Raw genomic sequence first — 13684 nt, 5'->3', positions numbered from 1 at the left:
CTCAAGCTGCCTGTTTTGCCATGACGAATGCCGCAAGGCTCGCCACGTTGGAGAAATGGTTACGGGTGTCTTTGGCGTCCGCGTCGATCTTGATACCGTACTTTTTCTGGATCGCCAGACCCAGTTCCAGCGCATCGACAGAATCCAGGCCCAGGCCTTCGCCGAACAGCGTTTGATCGTCGCCGATGTCATCGACGCTGATATCTTCTAGGCCGAGGGCGTCGATGATCAGCAATTTAATTTCACGGTGTAGATCGCTCATCTTCGGCGAGCTCCTTAATAAAGTATGAATGCAAATAATCGTTAAGCTTGCGCGAGGCCTGCGGTGCAGGTCCCTGCGCGGCAAAGGTCTGTGGGTCTATATCGGCCCCGATGCGAAAACTGAAGTGCACGCGGCGACTGGGGATCCGATACCAGGGCTCGGCCTTGGTCAAAGTGGTCGGGCTGACCTTAATGATCACCGGGGTAAGGATTTTCGCACCACGCAGAGCAATCGCCGCGGCGCCCCGATGAAAGGAGGGGGCCTGGCCCGGTTGGGTGCGGGTGCCTTCAGGGAAAATGATCAGTGTCTGGCCGTTTTGCAGGGACTCGGCGGCCGCATCGAGCATGTCCATGCTGCCGTCGTTGCTGATGTATTCGGTGCTGCGTAGCGGGCCGCGGGTGAAGGGGTTTTCCCACAGGCTTTTCTTCACCACACAATTTGCCTGGCGCACCAGGCCAATCAGGAACACCACGTCGATCAGTGAAGGGTGATTGGCGATAATCATCTGTCCGGGGCGGCCGAGGCGTTCAGCGCCCTGAATGTCGTAGGTCAATACGCCAGTGCGAGCCATGAATCGCACAAAAAACCAGAACAGCCGACTGACGGTTTGCCGCGCACGCTGACGGTGCTTCAGGGCATCACCGGGCAGACAGCCGAGCAACGGGAAAACCAGCACGCGCAGGCACAGCCCGCCCAGCCCGAACAGCGCGAAACTTGCCGCGGTGGCCAGCAGGCGCCAGTAGTAGGCGTCGCGGTTCTTCTCGGTCACGGGTTGCGTTGCCAGGTCCATACACGTTTTTTCCAGGCATGTTGGCAAAGTGGTTGCTGGCCGAGCAGGGTGCGCAGCAGATTGAGCGCGTGGGGCCATTGCGCTTTGGACAGTGCTTCGGTGGTGCTGTTCAGGGTCAGCCGCCAGTCGGTACCGGGGGTGAGCAACAGACCCAGCGCGTAAGGAAACGGCACATCGTCGATCCACTGCGAATAGGCCGCGGGCGGCTGTTCTTCGGTAATCACCAGCAACACCGCCGGAGCGCCTTCATTGAGCAGGGCCGCTGCTTCAAGCATGCCGTGTTCGAGACCGTCGCCAGCGGCGGCGAGAGCAGTCATTTCGCTGGTTTCGCCGCGCATGATCGACCACAGACCGATGATCGCGTTGTGCACCGACAGGCTGAATTGAGTCGGCGACAGCGGTTCGTCTTTGGCAAGGTCACTAAGAATTTCGTAAGTGCGCGGGGTCTCGCCGTGTCGCGAGACGAACACCAGCGGCAGGTTTTCCCGTCCGTCGGCCAGTGGCCAGCCAACACTGAAAGCCATTCTGGCCAGTCGGCTTAGGCGGCGACGCTGCATGGCCGGTAAAAACGACACATCGGGCGCGGCATCACTGCTCTGGAGCACGACCGGTTGTCGGCTCCAGGCTTGCCATGCGTCCACGCTATCGAGCCCCGGGGCCCACGCGCGCCATTGGGCGATGTTGAAGTTGATCACGGATCATTCATCCCGCCCCTGCGGGCTTTTGTTGACACGTTGAGTCGTCAAAGCCGCAGCAGGCTTGACGTGGCGTTTGGCGCCGGGTGGCGCGCATTATCCCGGTGACACGGGTGCGTAGCAAATGCTGGTTACATTTTGCGCAACGAAATGTACCGAATGGTTCGCGGTAAAAATGTCACTTGGCCATTATCCAGATTGTCAGCAGTTTGTCTGTCGGCCATCTCGGAAATTACTGGCAGTTTTTACGAGGGCTGCACTCGGATTTTTGCACCTGACCCTGTAGTCCGTGTCTGTGAAGGTAGCGAAGCGAGGCGGCGCGCATCTACACTCGGTCATTCTTTGATACACGGAGGTTTTGTCATGCGGCGCGTGGTGTTCAATCAGAAAGGTGGCGTAGGTAAATCAAGCATTGCCTGCAATCTGGCAGCGGTCAGCGCGAGTGAGGGTTATCGCACACTGTTGGTGGATCTCGATGCCCAGGCCAACTCCACTCAGTATCTGACGGGGCTCACCGGCAACGACATCCCGATGGGCATTGCCGATTTTTTCAAGCAAACGCTGTCCTCAGGGCCGTTCTCGAAAAAGAATCAGGCGGATATCTACGAAACCCCGTTCGACAACCTGCACATCATCACTGCTACCTCAGAACTGGCCGATCTGCAGCCAAAGCTTGAGGCCAAGCACAAGATCAACAAGCTGCGTAAGCTGCTCGATGAGTTGTCCGAGGATTACGACCGGATCTATCTTGATACGCCGCCGGCGCTGAATTTTTATGCGGTATCGGCGCTGATTGCTGCCGATCGCGTGTTGATCCCCTTCGATTGCGACAGTTTTTCGCGTCAGGCCTTGTACGGTTTGATGGCGGAAATCGCCGAACTGAAGGAAGACCATAACGAAGGTCTGGAAGTCGAAGGCATCGTGGTCAACCAGTTCCAGGCGCGGGCCAGCCTGCCGCAACAGATGCTTGATGAATTGATTGCCGAAGGCTTGCCGGTCCTGCCGGTGTACCTGACCAGCTCAGTGCGCATGCGCGAGTCGCATCAGGCCAACATACCGCTGATCCACCTCGATCCGCGGCACAAGCTGACCCAGCAATTCGTCGAACTGCATAATTTGCTGGAAGATCACTGATCCCCCGAACAATCCACGATTCCTGTGGGAGCTGGCAAGCCAGCTCCCACAGGGTATCAAGGTGTATCAGATGCTCTGGCTACGCAACCACGCCATCAACTGCGGCAACGGAAACGCCCCACTCTGCCGCGCCACCTCCCGACCGTTCTTGAACAGAATCAGGCTCGGAATCGAGCGAATCCCCAACTGCGCCGACAACTGCTGATTCGCCTCGCTATCGAGCTTGGCCAACCGACACTTGCCCGCCAACTGCGCAGCCGCCTGCTCGAACACCGGCGCAAACGACTTGCACGGCCCGCACCAGTCCGCCCACACGTCCACCAATAACGGCAGATCACCCTTGATCTGGCTGGCGTAGTCGCCTTGCTTGAGTTCGAAGGGTTTGTTCAACAGCACCTCGGACTTGCAGCGGCCGCACTTCGGCCGGTCAGCGAGGCGCTCGGCGGGAATGCGGTTGAGGCCGTTGCAGGCGGGGCAGGGGATGAGGAGTGGATTGGTCATGTTGGGCTCTTGATTAAACAGTCTACGAGACTGATTTGGAGTCGGCACGCCAGTTTATCAATGTCTCACCTGCTCACATTTTTCCGAGAACCAATTTCTCATCGCTGACTAGTCTGAAGGTCAATTCAGCTTTTTAACGTTTGTCGTGAGGAGATCGCTTTGCCTGTATCTGCGTGCTACTTTTGTTGCACTAACCGCGAGGTCGATGACCTGCATGTATCGAATCGGAGCGACAAAATGTCCGTAACATCCAAAATTCGCCGTCAGGGTGGCGCTGCTGTCATTACGATTCCGCCGACGCTGCTGAAACTTTTGCATTTGGAAGTAGGGGCGCAGCTCGAACTGAATGTGGTTGACGGCGAGTTGATCGCTCGTCCAGCGGCGCCTCCTGCACGCAAGCGATATAGCTTGTCCGAGCTACTTGAAGGCGCCGAGGAGCTAAAGAAGCTGAACGTCCAGACTGCTGAGGCTCGCGAAGGTGATCCCGTTGGCAGGGAGTTGGGCTGATGGTGCGTCGGCAACCCCCACAGCGGGGAGACGTTTACTGGATTGATCCGAATCCCGTAGCTGGACGGGAAATGATGAACCGGCACCGTTTTGTAGTGATTACGCCTCGGGAAATCAATGCATTGGGCGTCAGCATGACCGTACCGGTCACCAGCGGCGGCAATTTCAGCAGAAACTCAGGATTGGCCGTGAACATCGCTGGCCACGAAACCAATGGTGTAGCGGTGTGTAATCAGGTTCGCAGCTTTGACATCGAACAGCGCGTAAGAGAGGGGACAGCCAGATTTATCGAGCGCTTGGATGACGTGACGATGGCGGATATCGTTGCTCGAGTTGTCAGCGCTATCGATCCTCTGGCCTGAAGCGCCTTACGACGAACAACTGATCTCCAAATGCTTGCCCCACTCGGGCGGGCGCTCGGCATAGCTTTCCATCCCCGGTTGTTCCTCGAACGGCTTGCTCAGCACTGCATGCAGCCGGCGAACTTCCGAGTAATCCCCTTGCTCAGCCGCATCGATGGCTTTTTGCGCCAGATAATTACGCAGGATGTACAGCGGGTTGACCGCGTGCATCCGTGTGCGGCGTTGCTCTTGATCAAGCGCGCCATCACGGGCGACTCGGGCGACGTAGCGTTCTCCCCAGGCGTCGAAGCCTTTGATATCGACGAAGTCGTCACGCAAGCGTGCGATGGCATCTGCGGGTGACTGCTCGCCCAGACGGCGGAAGAACAGCGTGTAGTCGACGCCGCTGTTCTGCATCATTTGCAGCAGGTTCTCCAGCAATTGCTGGTCGTCGTCTTCAGCCGTGGTGAAACCGAGGCGGCGACGCATCAGGTCGAGGTAATGCGCCTGAAACAGTGGCAAATACAAACCCAGCGTCTCGCGCAGGGCCTCAACGCTTATGAACGGCGTCAACGCCTGGGCCAGGGCGCTGAGGTTCCATTGGCCGATGGGCACTTGATTGCTGAAGGAGTAGCGGCCCTGATCGTCCGAGTGGTTGCAGATGAAGTTGGCGTCGAAATCATCAAGGAAGGCGAACGGGCCGAAGTCGAAGGTGATGCCCAGGATCGACATGTTGTCGGTGTTCATCACGCCGTGGCAGAACCCGTAGGCCTGCCATTTGGCGATCAGTTCGGCATTGCGCTCGACGATTTCGCGGAACATCGCCAGATACGGCTCCGGCTGCTCCAGGCATTCAGGGAAATGCATCGCCAGCACATGCTCACCCAGCAACTTCTGCTGCTCGGGACGCTTGGTGTAGTAGAAATATTCGAAGTGGCCGAAGCGGATATGGCTGGGCGCCAGACGCAGCACCATCGCAGCGCGTTCCTGTTTTTCACGCCAGACCGGGGTGTCGGAGCCGATCACGCAGGCTGCGCGCGAAGACGGAATGTTCAGCGCGTGCAAGGCTTCGGAGGCGAGGAATTCACGGATCGACGAACGCAGCACGGCGCGACCGTCACCCATGCGTGAAAACGGCGTCTGCCCGGCGCCCTTGAGGTGCAAGTCCCAGTGCTCACCGGCAGCGTTGTAGACCTCGCCAAGCAATAATCCGCGTCCATCGCCCAACTGCGGCGTATAGCCGCCGAACTGATGCCCGGAGTAAACCATCGCCCGCGGCTCGGCATCGGCCCACAGCTTGTGGCCGCCGAACAGTTCAGCAAACTCTTGGGTTTGAGCAGTCGCCGGGTCGAGGTCCAGCAATGCCAGCGCTGATGGGCTGGCGACGACCAGGCGCGGGTTGTCGATCGGCTCGGGCAGCACGTGGGCAGAGAAAGCGTCACCGAGGCGGGCGAAGCGATTGTCGAAGGTCAGTTCGTCGAGGGCTTTCAAGGGCCGGCTCCAGCAGAATGTCCGAGCATTCTGCTGGGATTAACCGGGTTAGTCGAGTTTGGCCGGCGGTGGCTCTTGCAGCGGCGCTTGTAGCGGTTTTTGCTCGGCGCCAACCGGCACGATGGTTTTCGTTTCCGGCTCGATCGGCACCAACTTGTATTCCTGGCCATGCAGGTTCTTCAGGTAAACCTCCATCTGGCGGAACGAGATGTTGATGTGCTGCTTCTTGAACTCGCGATTGATGAAGCGGTTGACCTCATCGAGCACCGGGTTGCGGTCACCCAGATCGCGTACATGCATGCGCAATTCGTGATCGAGGGTGCTTTCGCCGAAGTTGAGGAAGTACACGAGCGGCTCCGGTTCCTTGAGCACGCGCGGGTTTTCCCGGGCGGCCTTGAGCAGCAACTCCTTGACCAGATCCAGATCGGAACCGTAATCGACGCCCAGTTTAAGCGTGACCCGGGTGACGGTGTCGGTCAGCGACCAGTTGATCAGTTGCCCGGTGATGAAGGTCTTGTTCGGGACAATGATGTCCTTGCGGTCGAAGTCAGTGATGGTCGTGGCGCGGATGCGGATCTTGCTCACTGTGCCCGACAGGTTGCCGATGGTGATGGTGTCACCGATCCGCACCGGGCGTTCGAACAGGATCATGATGCCGGAGATGAAGTTCGCGAAGATCTCCTGCATACCGAAACCGAGGCCAACGGACAGCGCCGCCACCAGCCATTGCAACTTGTCCCAACTCACGCCGAGGGTCGACAGGGTCGAGACGAAGCCGATGCCGGCGATCACGTACGACAGCAGCGTCGTGGTCGCGTAAGCACTGCCCTGCGCCAGATTGAGCTTTGACAGCACAAACACTTCGAGCAGGCCGGGCAAGTTGCGCGCCAGGGCAAAGGTGATGCCGATAATGATCAGCGCGCCAAGCATGTCGCCAATGCTGATCGGCACCATGCTCATGTTGGCGCCGGTGCCACTGGTGTATTCGTAAAGGGTGATGTTGTCGAGGTACGAGAACACCGAGATCAGGTCCGACCAGACCCAGTACAGCGCCGCGATAAAGCCGCTGAGCAATGCCAGACGGATCAGGCGCAGGGACTGTTCGTTGACCTTTTCGATGTCCAGGGTTGGCTCTTCGATCACCGCTTCGCCGTCGCCGGCTTCTTTCGCGGCCTGACGTTTGGCCAAGGCGCGCTGGTAGGCCAGACGCCGTGCGGCAACGCTGAGGCCGCGCACGAAGGTGGCTTCGATCACCAGCCAGAACATCAGCAGGTAGAGCGTATTGATCAAGCGATCACTGAGTTTCAGCGCGGTGTAGTAGTAACCAAAGCAAACGGCGACGAACAACGCGATTGGCAAGAGCGTAAACATCACGCCCAAGGCCTTGCGGAACAGCGAGGCGTTTTCGTGGGCCGGGCTGCTGATCAGCAGGCGGCTCAGCAGTAATGCCATCAACGCGTAGCAGGTCAGCACCACTGGCATGCCGAGGACGTCGTCGGCCAGCGCCGCCGGTTGTAGCTCGGCAACTGCGACCACGGCCACCAGTGCTATGACCACCAGTCCGAGTCGACGCACCCAACCCTGCAGGAATTCGACCTGCGGCTTCTCCCAGCGGAAGTGCAATTCAGCAACGCCGCCCGGCGCCAGAATCCGGTACGCGGTGTAGAACACCAGCCATGCCTGGCCCATTTGCAGCAGCGCCGCGCCCATGTTGGCGTTCTGTCCACGTGCGTCAATCTGCAAGGCCAGACCGCAAAGACCCAGACCCAACGCCACCGGCATGGCCAGCAGAATGTTGATCAGGATCGCCTGCGGTGTGTGCCATTGGCTGTCGCGTTTGAAGTGGCCAATGTCCTGGTGAACCTTGTTCAGTCGCCCATACAGACTCTTGCGCCGCCACAGCAGCGCGCCGATCAGCAACGCCAGCGGCAGGAACAGCAGTGGGCGTTGAGTCAGGCCATCGGTCAGTTCGCTCAGGCTGGAAGCCCACGGCAAGGTATCGATCTGACGCTTCAGGCGCTCGGGCACGCCGCGCATCCATTCCAGATCCAGCGGCTTGTTGCTGGGAATCCAGAACATCTGCTCGTCGAGGGTCGCGCGCAGGCTCTGCGCGGTACTCAACAGTTGTTTCTGGTTGAGTTGCAGGGTGATCGATTCGTTGAGCACCGCGCTCAGTTCGCGGTTCAGACGCTCCAGCAGGTCGGCACGGGTATTGGCCAGTTCCATCAGGCTTTTGCGCAGTTGCGGAGTGACTTGATCCGGCGGCTGAGTGGACAGCAGGTTGTCGACGTAGGATGCCGGATTGCTCAGCAGTTCACGTTGCTGGCTGACGTCAAACTGATACAGGCGTATGTCGGCGATCTGATCCGCAAGATCGCGGTCCAGCTTCAGCCTTGGCAAGGCCTGTTTCTGTTTATAGAGAATCTTCGACAGCAGCAGGCTGCCCTTGAGCACGTTGATCTGCTCATCGAGGGCCGAGTCGCTTTGGGTCAGGCTGTCGAGTTGCTGTTTGGTTTGCAGGTTTTGCTGAGTGACTTCGTTGAGGCGGTCGGTGCTTTTGAGCAGATAGTCCGAGAGTTTGAGGTTGGCTGAGCTTTCAGTGGCGAGCAGGCTGCTGCTGCCGGCCTTCTGTGCCTCGATCGATTGCTGGGTGACGGTTTCCTGAGACTGCGCCAGACGCTTCTGGTTGATCAGGGTCTGCAGTTCCTGGATCTCGCGGTCGAGGCGCTCGGACTTCTCCGAGAGCAGGTCATGTTGAGCGTTGCCCAGATCCTGCAACTGGTTATTGCCGGCGAGTTCCTGACGGCGCAGCGGAATCAACGCGTTCAGCGCCGCCAGCTCGGCGTTCAATTGGTCACGCTGCTCGGCGCTGACGGTCTTGCCCGCGTCCTTGCCGGACTTGAGGATGTTATTGATCTGCTGAATGCGCGTCTGGCTGGCGGAGATCTCTGCCTGAGCACGCTCGGGGCGTGTCTGCGCAGTGATAATCAAACTATTGGCTTCGGCCAGGGCCTTTTGCAGATCACTCTGCTGGGTCGAGCGATCCGTAAGGATCTGCTCCAGCTGCTGGATCGACTCCTTGGGAAAACGCTGCGCTACCGGCACCATCGCAGTCGCTTTGAGGCGCGTCAGTTCGCGCGTGGTCTCAATGGTCAACTTGGGGGCGGAGGCCAGTTGCTGCTTGAGATCGATCAGCTTCTGTTCGTAATCCCGCTGATTGTTCAGCTGATTGAGCGTGCTCTGCAGGACTGCTTGCAGGGTCTTTTTATCGGCGTCCGGCAGTTTACTGTCGGCGAGCTTGTCGAGGCTGGCCTGCACGGATTGGCTGGACGGTGGTTCGGCAGCGTGAAGCGGGCCGACAGTAAGACTCAGGCCCAGTAGGGCCGCGACGAAAAAGGAGCGCAGGTTAGGCATAGAGACCGGTCAAGCAAGTGATAGTGGACGCAGTTTAGAGGAAGAGTCCGGGTCCCGGGCGACTTCCTTCGGGGAATCTGACGCCCACTTTGCCGATCTTGTTCCCGTCCATGGCCGCAACCGTCCAATGGGTGTTGTTCCATTCCACCTGGTCACCCACGATCGGTGCGCCCCCGACCTTGTGGGCAATGAAGGTGCCCAGAGTCATGTCCGGATCAATGCCTTCGGCCGGCAAGCCATAAAGCGCTGCAACCGCTTTAAGCTGGGCGTCTCCTTCGAGCACGAAATCGCCGAAGAAACGCAGGTCGAGGCCGCGTTGTGGCGCTTGGCTAAACAGTTTTCCGAGGGCCGGCAAGTTGTGTTCATGGCCGATAACACACAGCAAATCATCGACTTCCAGCACCGTACTACCCGACGGATGGAGCAGTTGCTGGCCACGAAACAGGGCCGCGATGCGCGTGCCTTCGGGCATTTTCAGCTCGCGCAGGGGCGAACCGATGCACCATTTCTCCGCGCCGAGCTTATAAACGAATAGCTCCCACTCGCTGGTGATGTGCACTTCCAATGCGGATCGGGAAATCGGCGCCGGCTCCGGCGGTACGGTGACCTTCAGCAGTTTGGCCACCCACGGCAGGCTTGTGCCCTGCACCAGCAGCGACACCAGCACGATGAAAAACGCCAGGTTGAAGTACAGCTGCGCATTCGGCAGTCCGGCCATCAGCGGGAACACCGCAAGAATGATCGGTACCGCGCCGCGTAGGCCAACCCAGGAAATAAAGGCTTTCTCGCGGCCATGGAACGCCTTGAATGGCAGCAGCCCGACGATCACCGACAACGGCCGCGCGAATAGAATCATCCACAGCGCCAGGCCGAGGGCGGGCAGGGCGATCGGCAGCAAATCGTGCGGCGTGACCAGCAACCCCAACACGAGGAACATGCCGATCTGCGCCAGCCACGCCATGCCATCGAGCATGTGCAGGATGCCGTGACGGCTGCGCACCGGGCGGTTGCCGATTACCAGACCACACAGGTACACCGCGAGGAAGCCGCTGCCGTGCAAGGCGTTGGTCAGGGCGAACACCACCAGACCGCCGGCAATCACCAGAATCGGATACAGGCCGGCGGCGAGGTTGATCCGGTTGACCATTTGCAACATCAACCAGCCACCGCCCAGCCCGACCACGCCACCGATGCCGAACTCGCGAATCAGGTGGGTCAGCAGGCTCCAGTGCAAACCAGTCTGGCCGCTGGCGAGCATATCGATCAGGGTCACGGTGAGGAACACCGCCATTGGGTCGTTGCTGCCGGATTCGATTTCCAGGCTGGCGCTCACCCGCTCGTTCAGGCCCTTGCCGCCGAGCAGCGAGAACACTGCTGCGGCGTCGGTGGAGCCGACAATGGCGCCGATCAGCAGGCCTTGAATCATGTTCAGGTCAAACAGCCAGGCGGCGGCCATGCCGGTCAGCCCGGTGGTGATCAACACCCCGACCGTCGCCAGCGACAGCGCCGGCCACAACGCCACGCGAAAACTGGATACCCGCGTGCGCAAGCCGCCGTCGAGCAAAATCACCGCGAGTGCGAGGTTGCCGACCAGATAGGCCGTCGGGTAGTTATCGAAAATGATCCCGGCGCCATCGACCCCGGCCGCCATGCCGACCGCAAGAATGATGACCAGAATCGGAATGCCGAGCCGGGAAGAGAGTGAACTGACGAGAATGCTTGCGCCTACCAGCAACGCGCCGATCAAGAACAGGCTGTTGATGGTGGTTGCATTCAAAGGCAGTACTCCAGAAGCGTAAAAACGGGCACAAACTGACCATGCAGTCTGCGTGCCAGCGATTCTAACCTGTTGAAATGTGATGCTGTCAAAAAGGTTTTACGCTGGGGTGTTCGAGGTTTCGGTTTGGCTTGCGATTGCTGCCCTCACCCTCACCCTAACCCTCTCCCGGAGGGAGAGGGGACTGGCCGAGGTGTTTGTGCGGGTTACATCGACCTGAGGTTTCGAATCGAACTCAGGTTTTGGATTGCACGAAGATCGGCTCCCTTTCCCCCTCTCCCTCTGGGAGAGGGCTGGGGTGAGGGTGCTTTTGATCTTGATTTACTGAATCAAAGGCTGAACCGCCCAACCATATTGTTCAGATCCAGCGCCAACCGCGACAGCTCGTTACTCGCCGCACTGGTCTGATTCGCCCCGGTCGCCGATTGCACCGACAGATCGCGGATATTCACCAAGTTACGATCGACTTCCCGCGCCACCTGCGCCTGCTCTTCAGCGGCGCTGGCGATCACCAGGTTGCGCTCGTTGATCTCGACGATGGCAGTGTTAATGGTGTCCAGCGATATACCGGCACCACGGGCGATGTTCAGCGTCGATTCAGCGCGCTCGGTGCTGTTACGCATCGAATCCACGGCGTGTTCGGTGCCGCTCTGAATGCTGCCGATCATGCGCTCGATTTCGCTGGTCGACTGCTGCGTGCGATGCGCCAAGGCACGCACTTCGTCCGCCACTACCGCAAAACCACGACCGGCCTCACCGGCACGCGCCGCTTCAATTGCGGCGTTCAGCGCCAGCAGGTTGGTCTGATCGGCCAAGCCACGAATCACGTCCAGCACCTTGCCGATGTCACGGGATTCATTGGCCAGATCACCGATCAGGCTCGCGGTGCTCTGCACGTCGGCGCTCATGCGTTCGATGGCGCTGACAGTTTCCTGCACCAGATCACGACCGTCGCCGGCAGATGTGGTGGCGTTCTTCGAGGCTTCCGAGGTGCTCACAGCGTTGCGTGCGACTTCTTCGACTGCGCTGGTCATCTCGTTGACCGCCGTAGCCGCCTGTTCGATTTCATTGTTCTGCTGAGTCAGGCCGCGAGCGCTTTCGTCGGTGACGCTGTTCAGTTCTTCGGCGGCCGAGGCGAGTTGCGTGGCCGAACCGGAAATCCGCTGCAAGGTGTCACGCAGCTTCGATTGCATCTTGGCCATCGCCGCCAGCAGGCGTCCGGCTTCGTCGCTGCCGTCAACGTGGATCGGCTGAGTCAGGTTGCCCTCGGCGATGGTTTCCGCTGCTTCCAGTGCCTTGGAGATGGGCTTGGTGATGCTGTTGGTCAGTAACCAGGCGAACAGGAAGGTCAGGCCGGTTGCGATGACCAGCAGGGTCACCACCAGATTAAACGCCGAAGAGTACTGATCGGCCGCTTGCTGATTGGTCTCGCTGATTTGCTCGCCGTTGATCTGCATCAGGCGATTGAGCACGCCGTTTATTGCTTCGGAGTTGTTCAGCAGCTCGGTGTTGAGCAGGTTGCGCAGCTCATCCACCTGATTGTTGCGCGACAGGGTCTTCATCCGCTCTTCGATCTGGCGGTACTGGCTCAGCAACTGCACGTATTGATCGTAGGCCGAACGCTCGGAGGGACTGCCGATCAGCGGCTCGTAATCGGTTTGGGCTTTACGGATCTGCTGATTTCGCATGTCCAGCAGCTCGACGGTTTTCTGTTGCACGTCCGGTTCGCGGTTGACCAGCAAGCGGTAGGACAGCACGCGCAGGCGCAGGGTCAGTTGAGTGAACTCGTCGAGACTTTTGATGCTTGGCACGCTGCTGGAGGAGATGATCTCGGCGGCGCCGCGGATTTTGCTCATCTGATTCAGGGCGAACACACCGAGAATCAACATCAGGCCGCCGATCAGGGCGAAACCAGTGAACGCCCGGGGGGCGATATTCATATTGCGAAGGGACATGGGGCGGATACCAAGGGAGGGCCGCTTCCATGCGGGCTGAGACTGCTATTGCATGACTTATCGGTCGAGCACATGAACTCTTTAGTTCATGTGCGTATTTGTCGCACCGGGCGCCCGGCGACGAAGTGCAGGAACCAGATCGGCAGAACACAGTCTTCTAAACTCGCGAGAACGGTCGACCGTCAGGAAAATCAAGGCTTTGCGCCGGTTTAAACCTAGCGTCTACGGCGACTTTTCTTTATCGTACGCGCCCTTTGAAAAACGCTTGGAAGATCAAAATGTTGGAAGCATCCCTCAGCCAATTGGAACAGCTCGTCAGCGACCTGGTGCAACAGAACCAGAGCCTTTCGCAAACCAACCAGACCTTGTCCACGGAACTGGCCCAGGTCAAGGATGAAAACGAAAGCCTGCAACTGAACCTGATGGAACAGGAAGAAAAACACGGCGCCACTGCCGCGCGCATTCAAGCCCTGGTTGATCGCGTCAATGCAGGTCCTGTCAGCGCATGAATCACCAAACAGCAGGGGTAAAAGTCGTCTCCATTCTCGGGGAGGACTATTCGATCAAGGCACCGGCCGGGGAAGAACAGACCCTGCTGGACGCAGCAATGATGCTCAAGGCTGCATTGGCCGACACCAAAAGGAAATACCCGACGCTGATCGGCGACCGCCTGCTGGTACTGGCAGCGATGAATCTGTGCTCGCAACAGATCGAAATGAAGAAGCAGCATCAGGAAGAACTCGACCGTTACCAAGAGCAAGTCAGCGCCACGGTCGACACCATCGCCAAGACCATCAATCAGGGTTGATGGAGTTGC

13 protein-coding genes and 1 pseudogene are annotated in these 13684 nt (G+C 59.0%); 5 read left to right on the top strand and 9 right to left on the bottom strand.

The annotated features are described in order from the left end of the window. Position 1: 1 nt before the first annotated feature. Genes ACIQVE_RS19345 through ACIQVE_RS19335 form a run of 3 tightly spaced genes read right to left on the bottom strand, consistent with a single transcriptional unit; the run spans position 2 to position 1747 of the window. Positions 2-262, bottom strand: coding sequence for a phosphopantetheine-binding protein (locus tag ACIQVE_RS19345; RefSeq protein WP_047299425.1), 261 nt, complete (start codon positions 260-262; stop codon positions 2-4). Beyond that, on the bottom strand, positions 243-1052 hold the full coding sequence (locus tag ACIQVE_RS19340; RefSeq protein ID WP_402811039.1) for a lysophospholipid acyltransferase family protein: 810 nt from the start codon (positions 1050-1052) through the stop codon (positions 243-245). The genes ACIQVE_RS19345 and ACIQVE_RS19340 overlap by 20 nt, the downstream gene beginning before the upstream one ends. Continuing rightward, on the bottom strand, positions 1028-1747 hold the full coding sequence (locus ACIQVE_RS19335; protein WP_402811037.1) for a beta-ketoacyl synthase chain length factor: 720 nt from the start codon (positions 1745-1747) through the stop codon (positions 1028-1030). The genes ACIQVE_RS19340 and ACIQVE_RS19335 overlap by 25 nt, the downstream gene beginning before the upstream one ends. Positions 1748-2110: 363 nt before the next feature. On the opposite strand from ACIQVE_RS19335, the gene ACIQVE_RS19330 reads away from it, so the two are divergent. Further along, a complete protein-coding gene (locus tag ACIQVE_RS19330) occupies positions 2111-2881 on the top strand; it encodes a ParA family protein (protein WP_402811036.1) in 771 nt (256 codons plus the stop codon). A gap of 66 nt (positions 2882-2947) precedes the next feature. Here the strand turns inward: ACIQVE_RS19330 and trxC are convergent, their stop codons facing one another. Next, positions 2948-3382 (bottom strand): thioredoxin TrxC, encoded by a 435-nt coding sequence (gene trxC / locus ACIQVE_RS19325; protein WP_402811034.1) that lies wholly within the window; start codon positions 3380-3382, stop codon positions 2948-2950. Between the two features lie 237 nt (positions 3383-3619). Between trxC and ACIQVE_RS19320 the strand changes: the two genes are divergently transcribed. Next, positions 3620-3889 (top strand): AbrB/MazE/SpoVT family DNA-binding domain-containing protein, encoded by a 270-nt coding sequence (locus tag ACIQVE_RS19320; protein ID WP_402811032.1) that lies wholly within the window; start codon positions 3620-3622, stop codon positions 3887-3889. Beyond that, a complete protein-coding gene (locus ACIQVE_RS19315) occupies positions 3889-4251 on the top strand; it encodes a type II toxin-antitoxin system PemK/MazF family toxin (protein WP_402811030.1) in 363 nt (120 codons plus the stop codon). Before ACIQVE_RS19320 ends, ACIQVE_RS19315 begins: the two co-directional genes overlap by 1 nt. A gap of 6 nt (positions 4252-4257) precedes the next feature. Here ACIQVE_RS19315 and selO read toward each other — a convergent pair whose 3' ends face one another. The 5 genes and pseudogenes from selO to ACIQVE_RS19290 form a co-directional block, all read right to left on the bottom strand. Next, positions 4258-5721 carry a protein adenylyltransferase SelO gene (gene selO, locus ACIQVE_RS19310; RefSeq protein ID WP_402811028.1) on the bottom strand — a complete coding sequence of 488 codons (1464 nt, stop codon included), beginning with the start codon at positions 5719-5721 and terminating at the stop codon, positions 4258-4260. A gap of 48 nt (positions 5722-5769) precedes the next feature. Then, entirely contained in the window at positions 5770-9135 is a 3366-nt protein-coding gene (gene mscK / locus ACIQVE_RS19305) for a mechanosensitive channel MscK (protein ID WP_402811026.1), read from the bottom strand. A 34-nt stretch (positions 9136-9169) separates the two neighbouring features. Next, on the bottom strand, positions 9170-10912 hold the full coding sequence (locus ACIQVE_RS19300; RefSeq protein ID WP_402811024.1) for a potassium/proton antiporter: 1743 nt from the start codon (positions 10910-10912) through the stop codon (positions 9170-9172). A 329-nt stretch (positions 10913-11241) separates the two neighbouring features. Beyond that, the gene (locus ACIQVE_RS19295) at positions 11242-12105 is read right to left on the bottom strand and encodes a methyl-accepting chemotaxis protein (protein WP_402811088.1); all 864 of its coding nucleotides are present in this window, start codon (positions 12103-12105) and stop codon (positions 11242-11244) included. After that, a pseudogene (locus tag ACIQVE_RS19290) lies at positions 12097-12852 on the bottom strand (MCP four helix bundle domain-containing protein); the annotation flags it as partial. The pseudogene ACIQVE_RS19290 and the gene ACIQVE_RS19295, both read right to left, overlap by 9 nt. Positions 12853-13145: 293 nt before the next feature. On the opposite strand from ACIQVE_RS19290, the gene ACIQVE_RS19285 reads away from it, so the two are divergent. Beyond that, positions 13146-13376: a hypothetical protein gene (locus ACIQVE_RS19285; RefSeq protein WP_402811023.1), complete on the top strand. Its 231-nt coding sequence runs from the start codon at positions 13146-13148 to the stop codon at positions 13374-13376. After that, positions 13373-13675, top strand: coding sequence for a cell division protein ZapA (locus ACIQVE_RS19280; RefSeq protein ID WP_402811021.1), 303 nt, complete (start codon positions 13373-13375; stop codon positions 13673-13675). Before ACIQVE_RS19285 ends, ACIQVE_RS19280 begins: the two co-directional genes overlap by 4 nt. Positions 13676-13684 lie beyond the last annotated feature (9 nt).

Source organism: Pseudomonas sp. NPDC098747, assembly GCF_044760045.1.
Taxonomy (GTDB): domain Bacteria; phylum Pseudomonadota; class Gammaproteobacteria; order Pseudomonadales; family Pseudomonadaceae; genus Aquipseudomonas.
Note: the sequence above shows the minus strand (reverse complement) of the source record. Positions and strands in the feature narration are given on the sequence as shown.

Bases quoted from the DNA above. Each gene is read 5' to 3' on its own strand.
- ACIQVE_RS19345 (WP_047299425.1), bottom strand. From the start codon at position 262: ATGAGCGATCTACACCGTGAAATTAAATTGCTGATCATCGACGCCCTC.
- ACIQVE_RS19340 (WP_402811039.1), bottom strand. From the start codon at position 1,052: ATGGACCTGGCAACGCAACCCGTGACCGAGAAGAACCGCGACGCCTAC.
- ACIQVE_RS19330 (WP_402811036.1), top strand. From the start codon at position 2,111: ATGCGGCGCGTGGTGTTCAATCAGAAAGGTGGCGTAGGTAAATCAAGC.
- trxC (WP_402811034.1), bottom strand. From the start codon at position 3,382: ATGACCAATCCACTCCTCATCCCCTGCCCCGCCTGCAACGGCCTCAAC.
- ACIQVE_RS19320 (WP_402811032.1), top strand. From the start codon at position 3,620: ATGTCCGTAACATCCAAAATTCGCCGTCAGGGTGGCGCTGCTGTCATT.
- ACIQVE_RS19315 (WP_402811030.1), top strand. From the start codon at position 3,889: ATGGTGCGTCGGCAACCCCCACAGCGGGGAGACGTTTACTGGATTGAT.
- mscK (WP_402811026.1), bottom strand. From the start codon at position 9,135: ATGCCTAACCTGCGCTCCTTTTTCGTCGCGGCCCTACTGGGCCTGAGT.
- ACIQVE_RS19295 (WP_402811088.1), bottom strand. From the start codon at position 12,105: ATGCAATCGAAGCTGCGTGACACCTTGCAGCGGATTTCCGGTTCGGCC.
- ACIQVE_RS19285 (WP_402811023.1), top strand. From the start codon at position 13,146: ATGTTGGAAGCATCCCTCAGCCAATTGGAACAGCTCGTCAGCGACCTG.
- ACIQVE_RS19280 (WP_402811021.1), top strand. From the start codon at position 13,373: ATGAATCACCAAACAGCAGGGGTAAAAGTCGTCTCCATTCTCGGGGAG.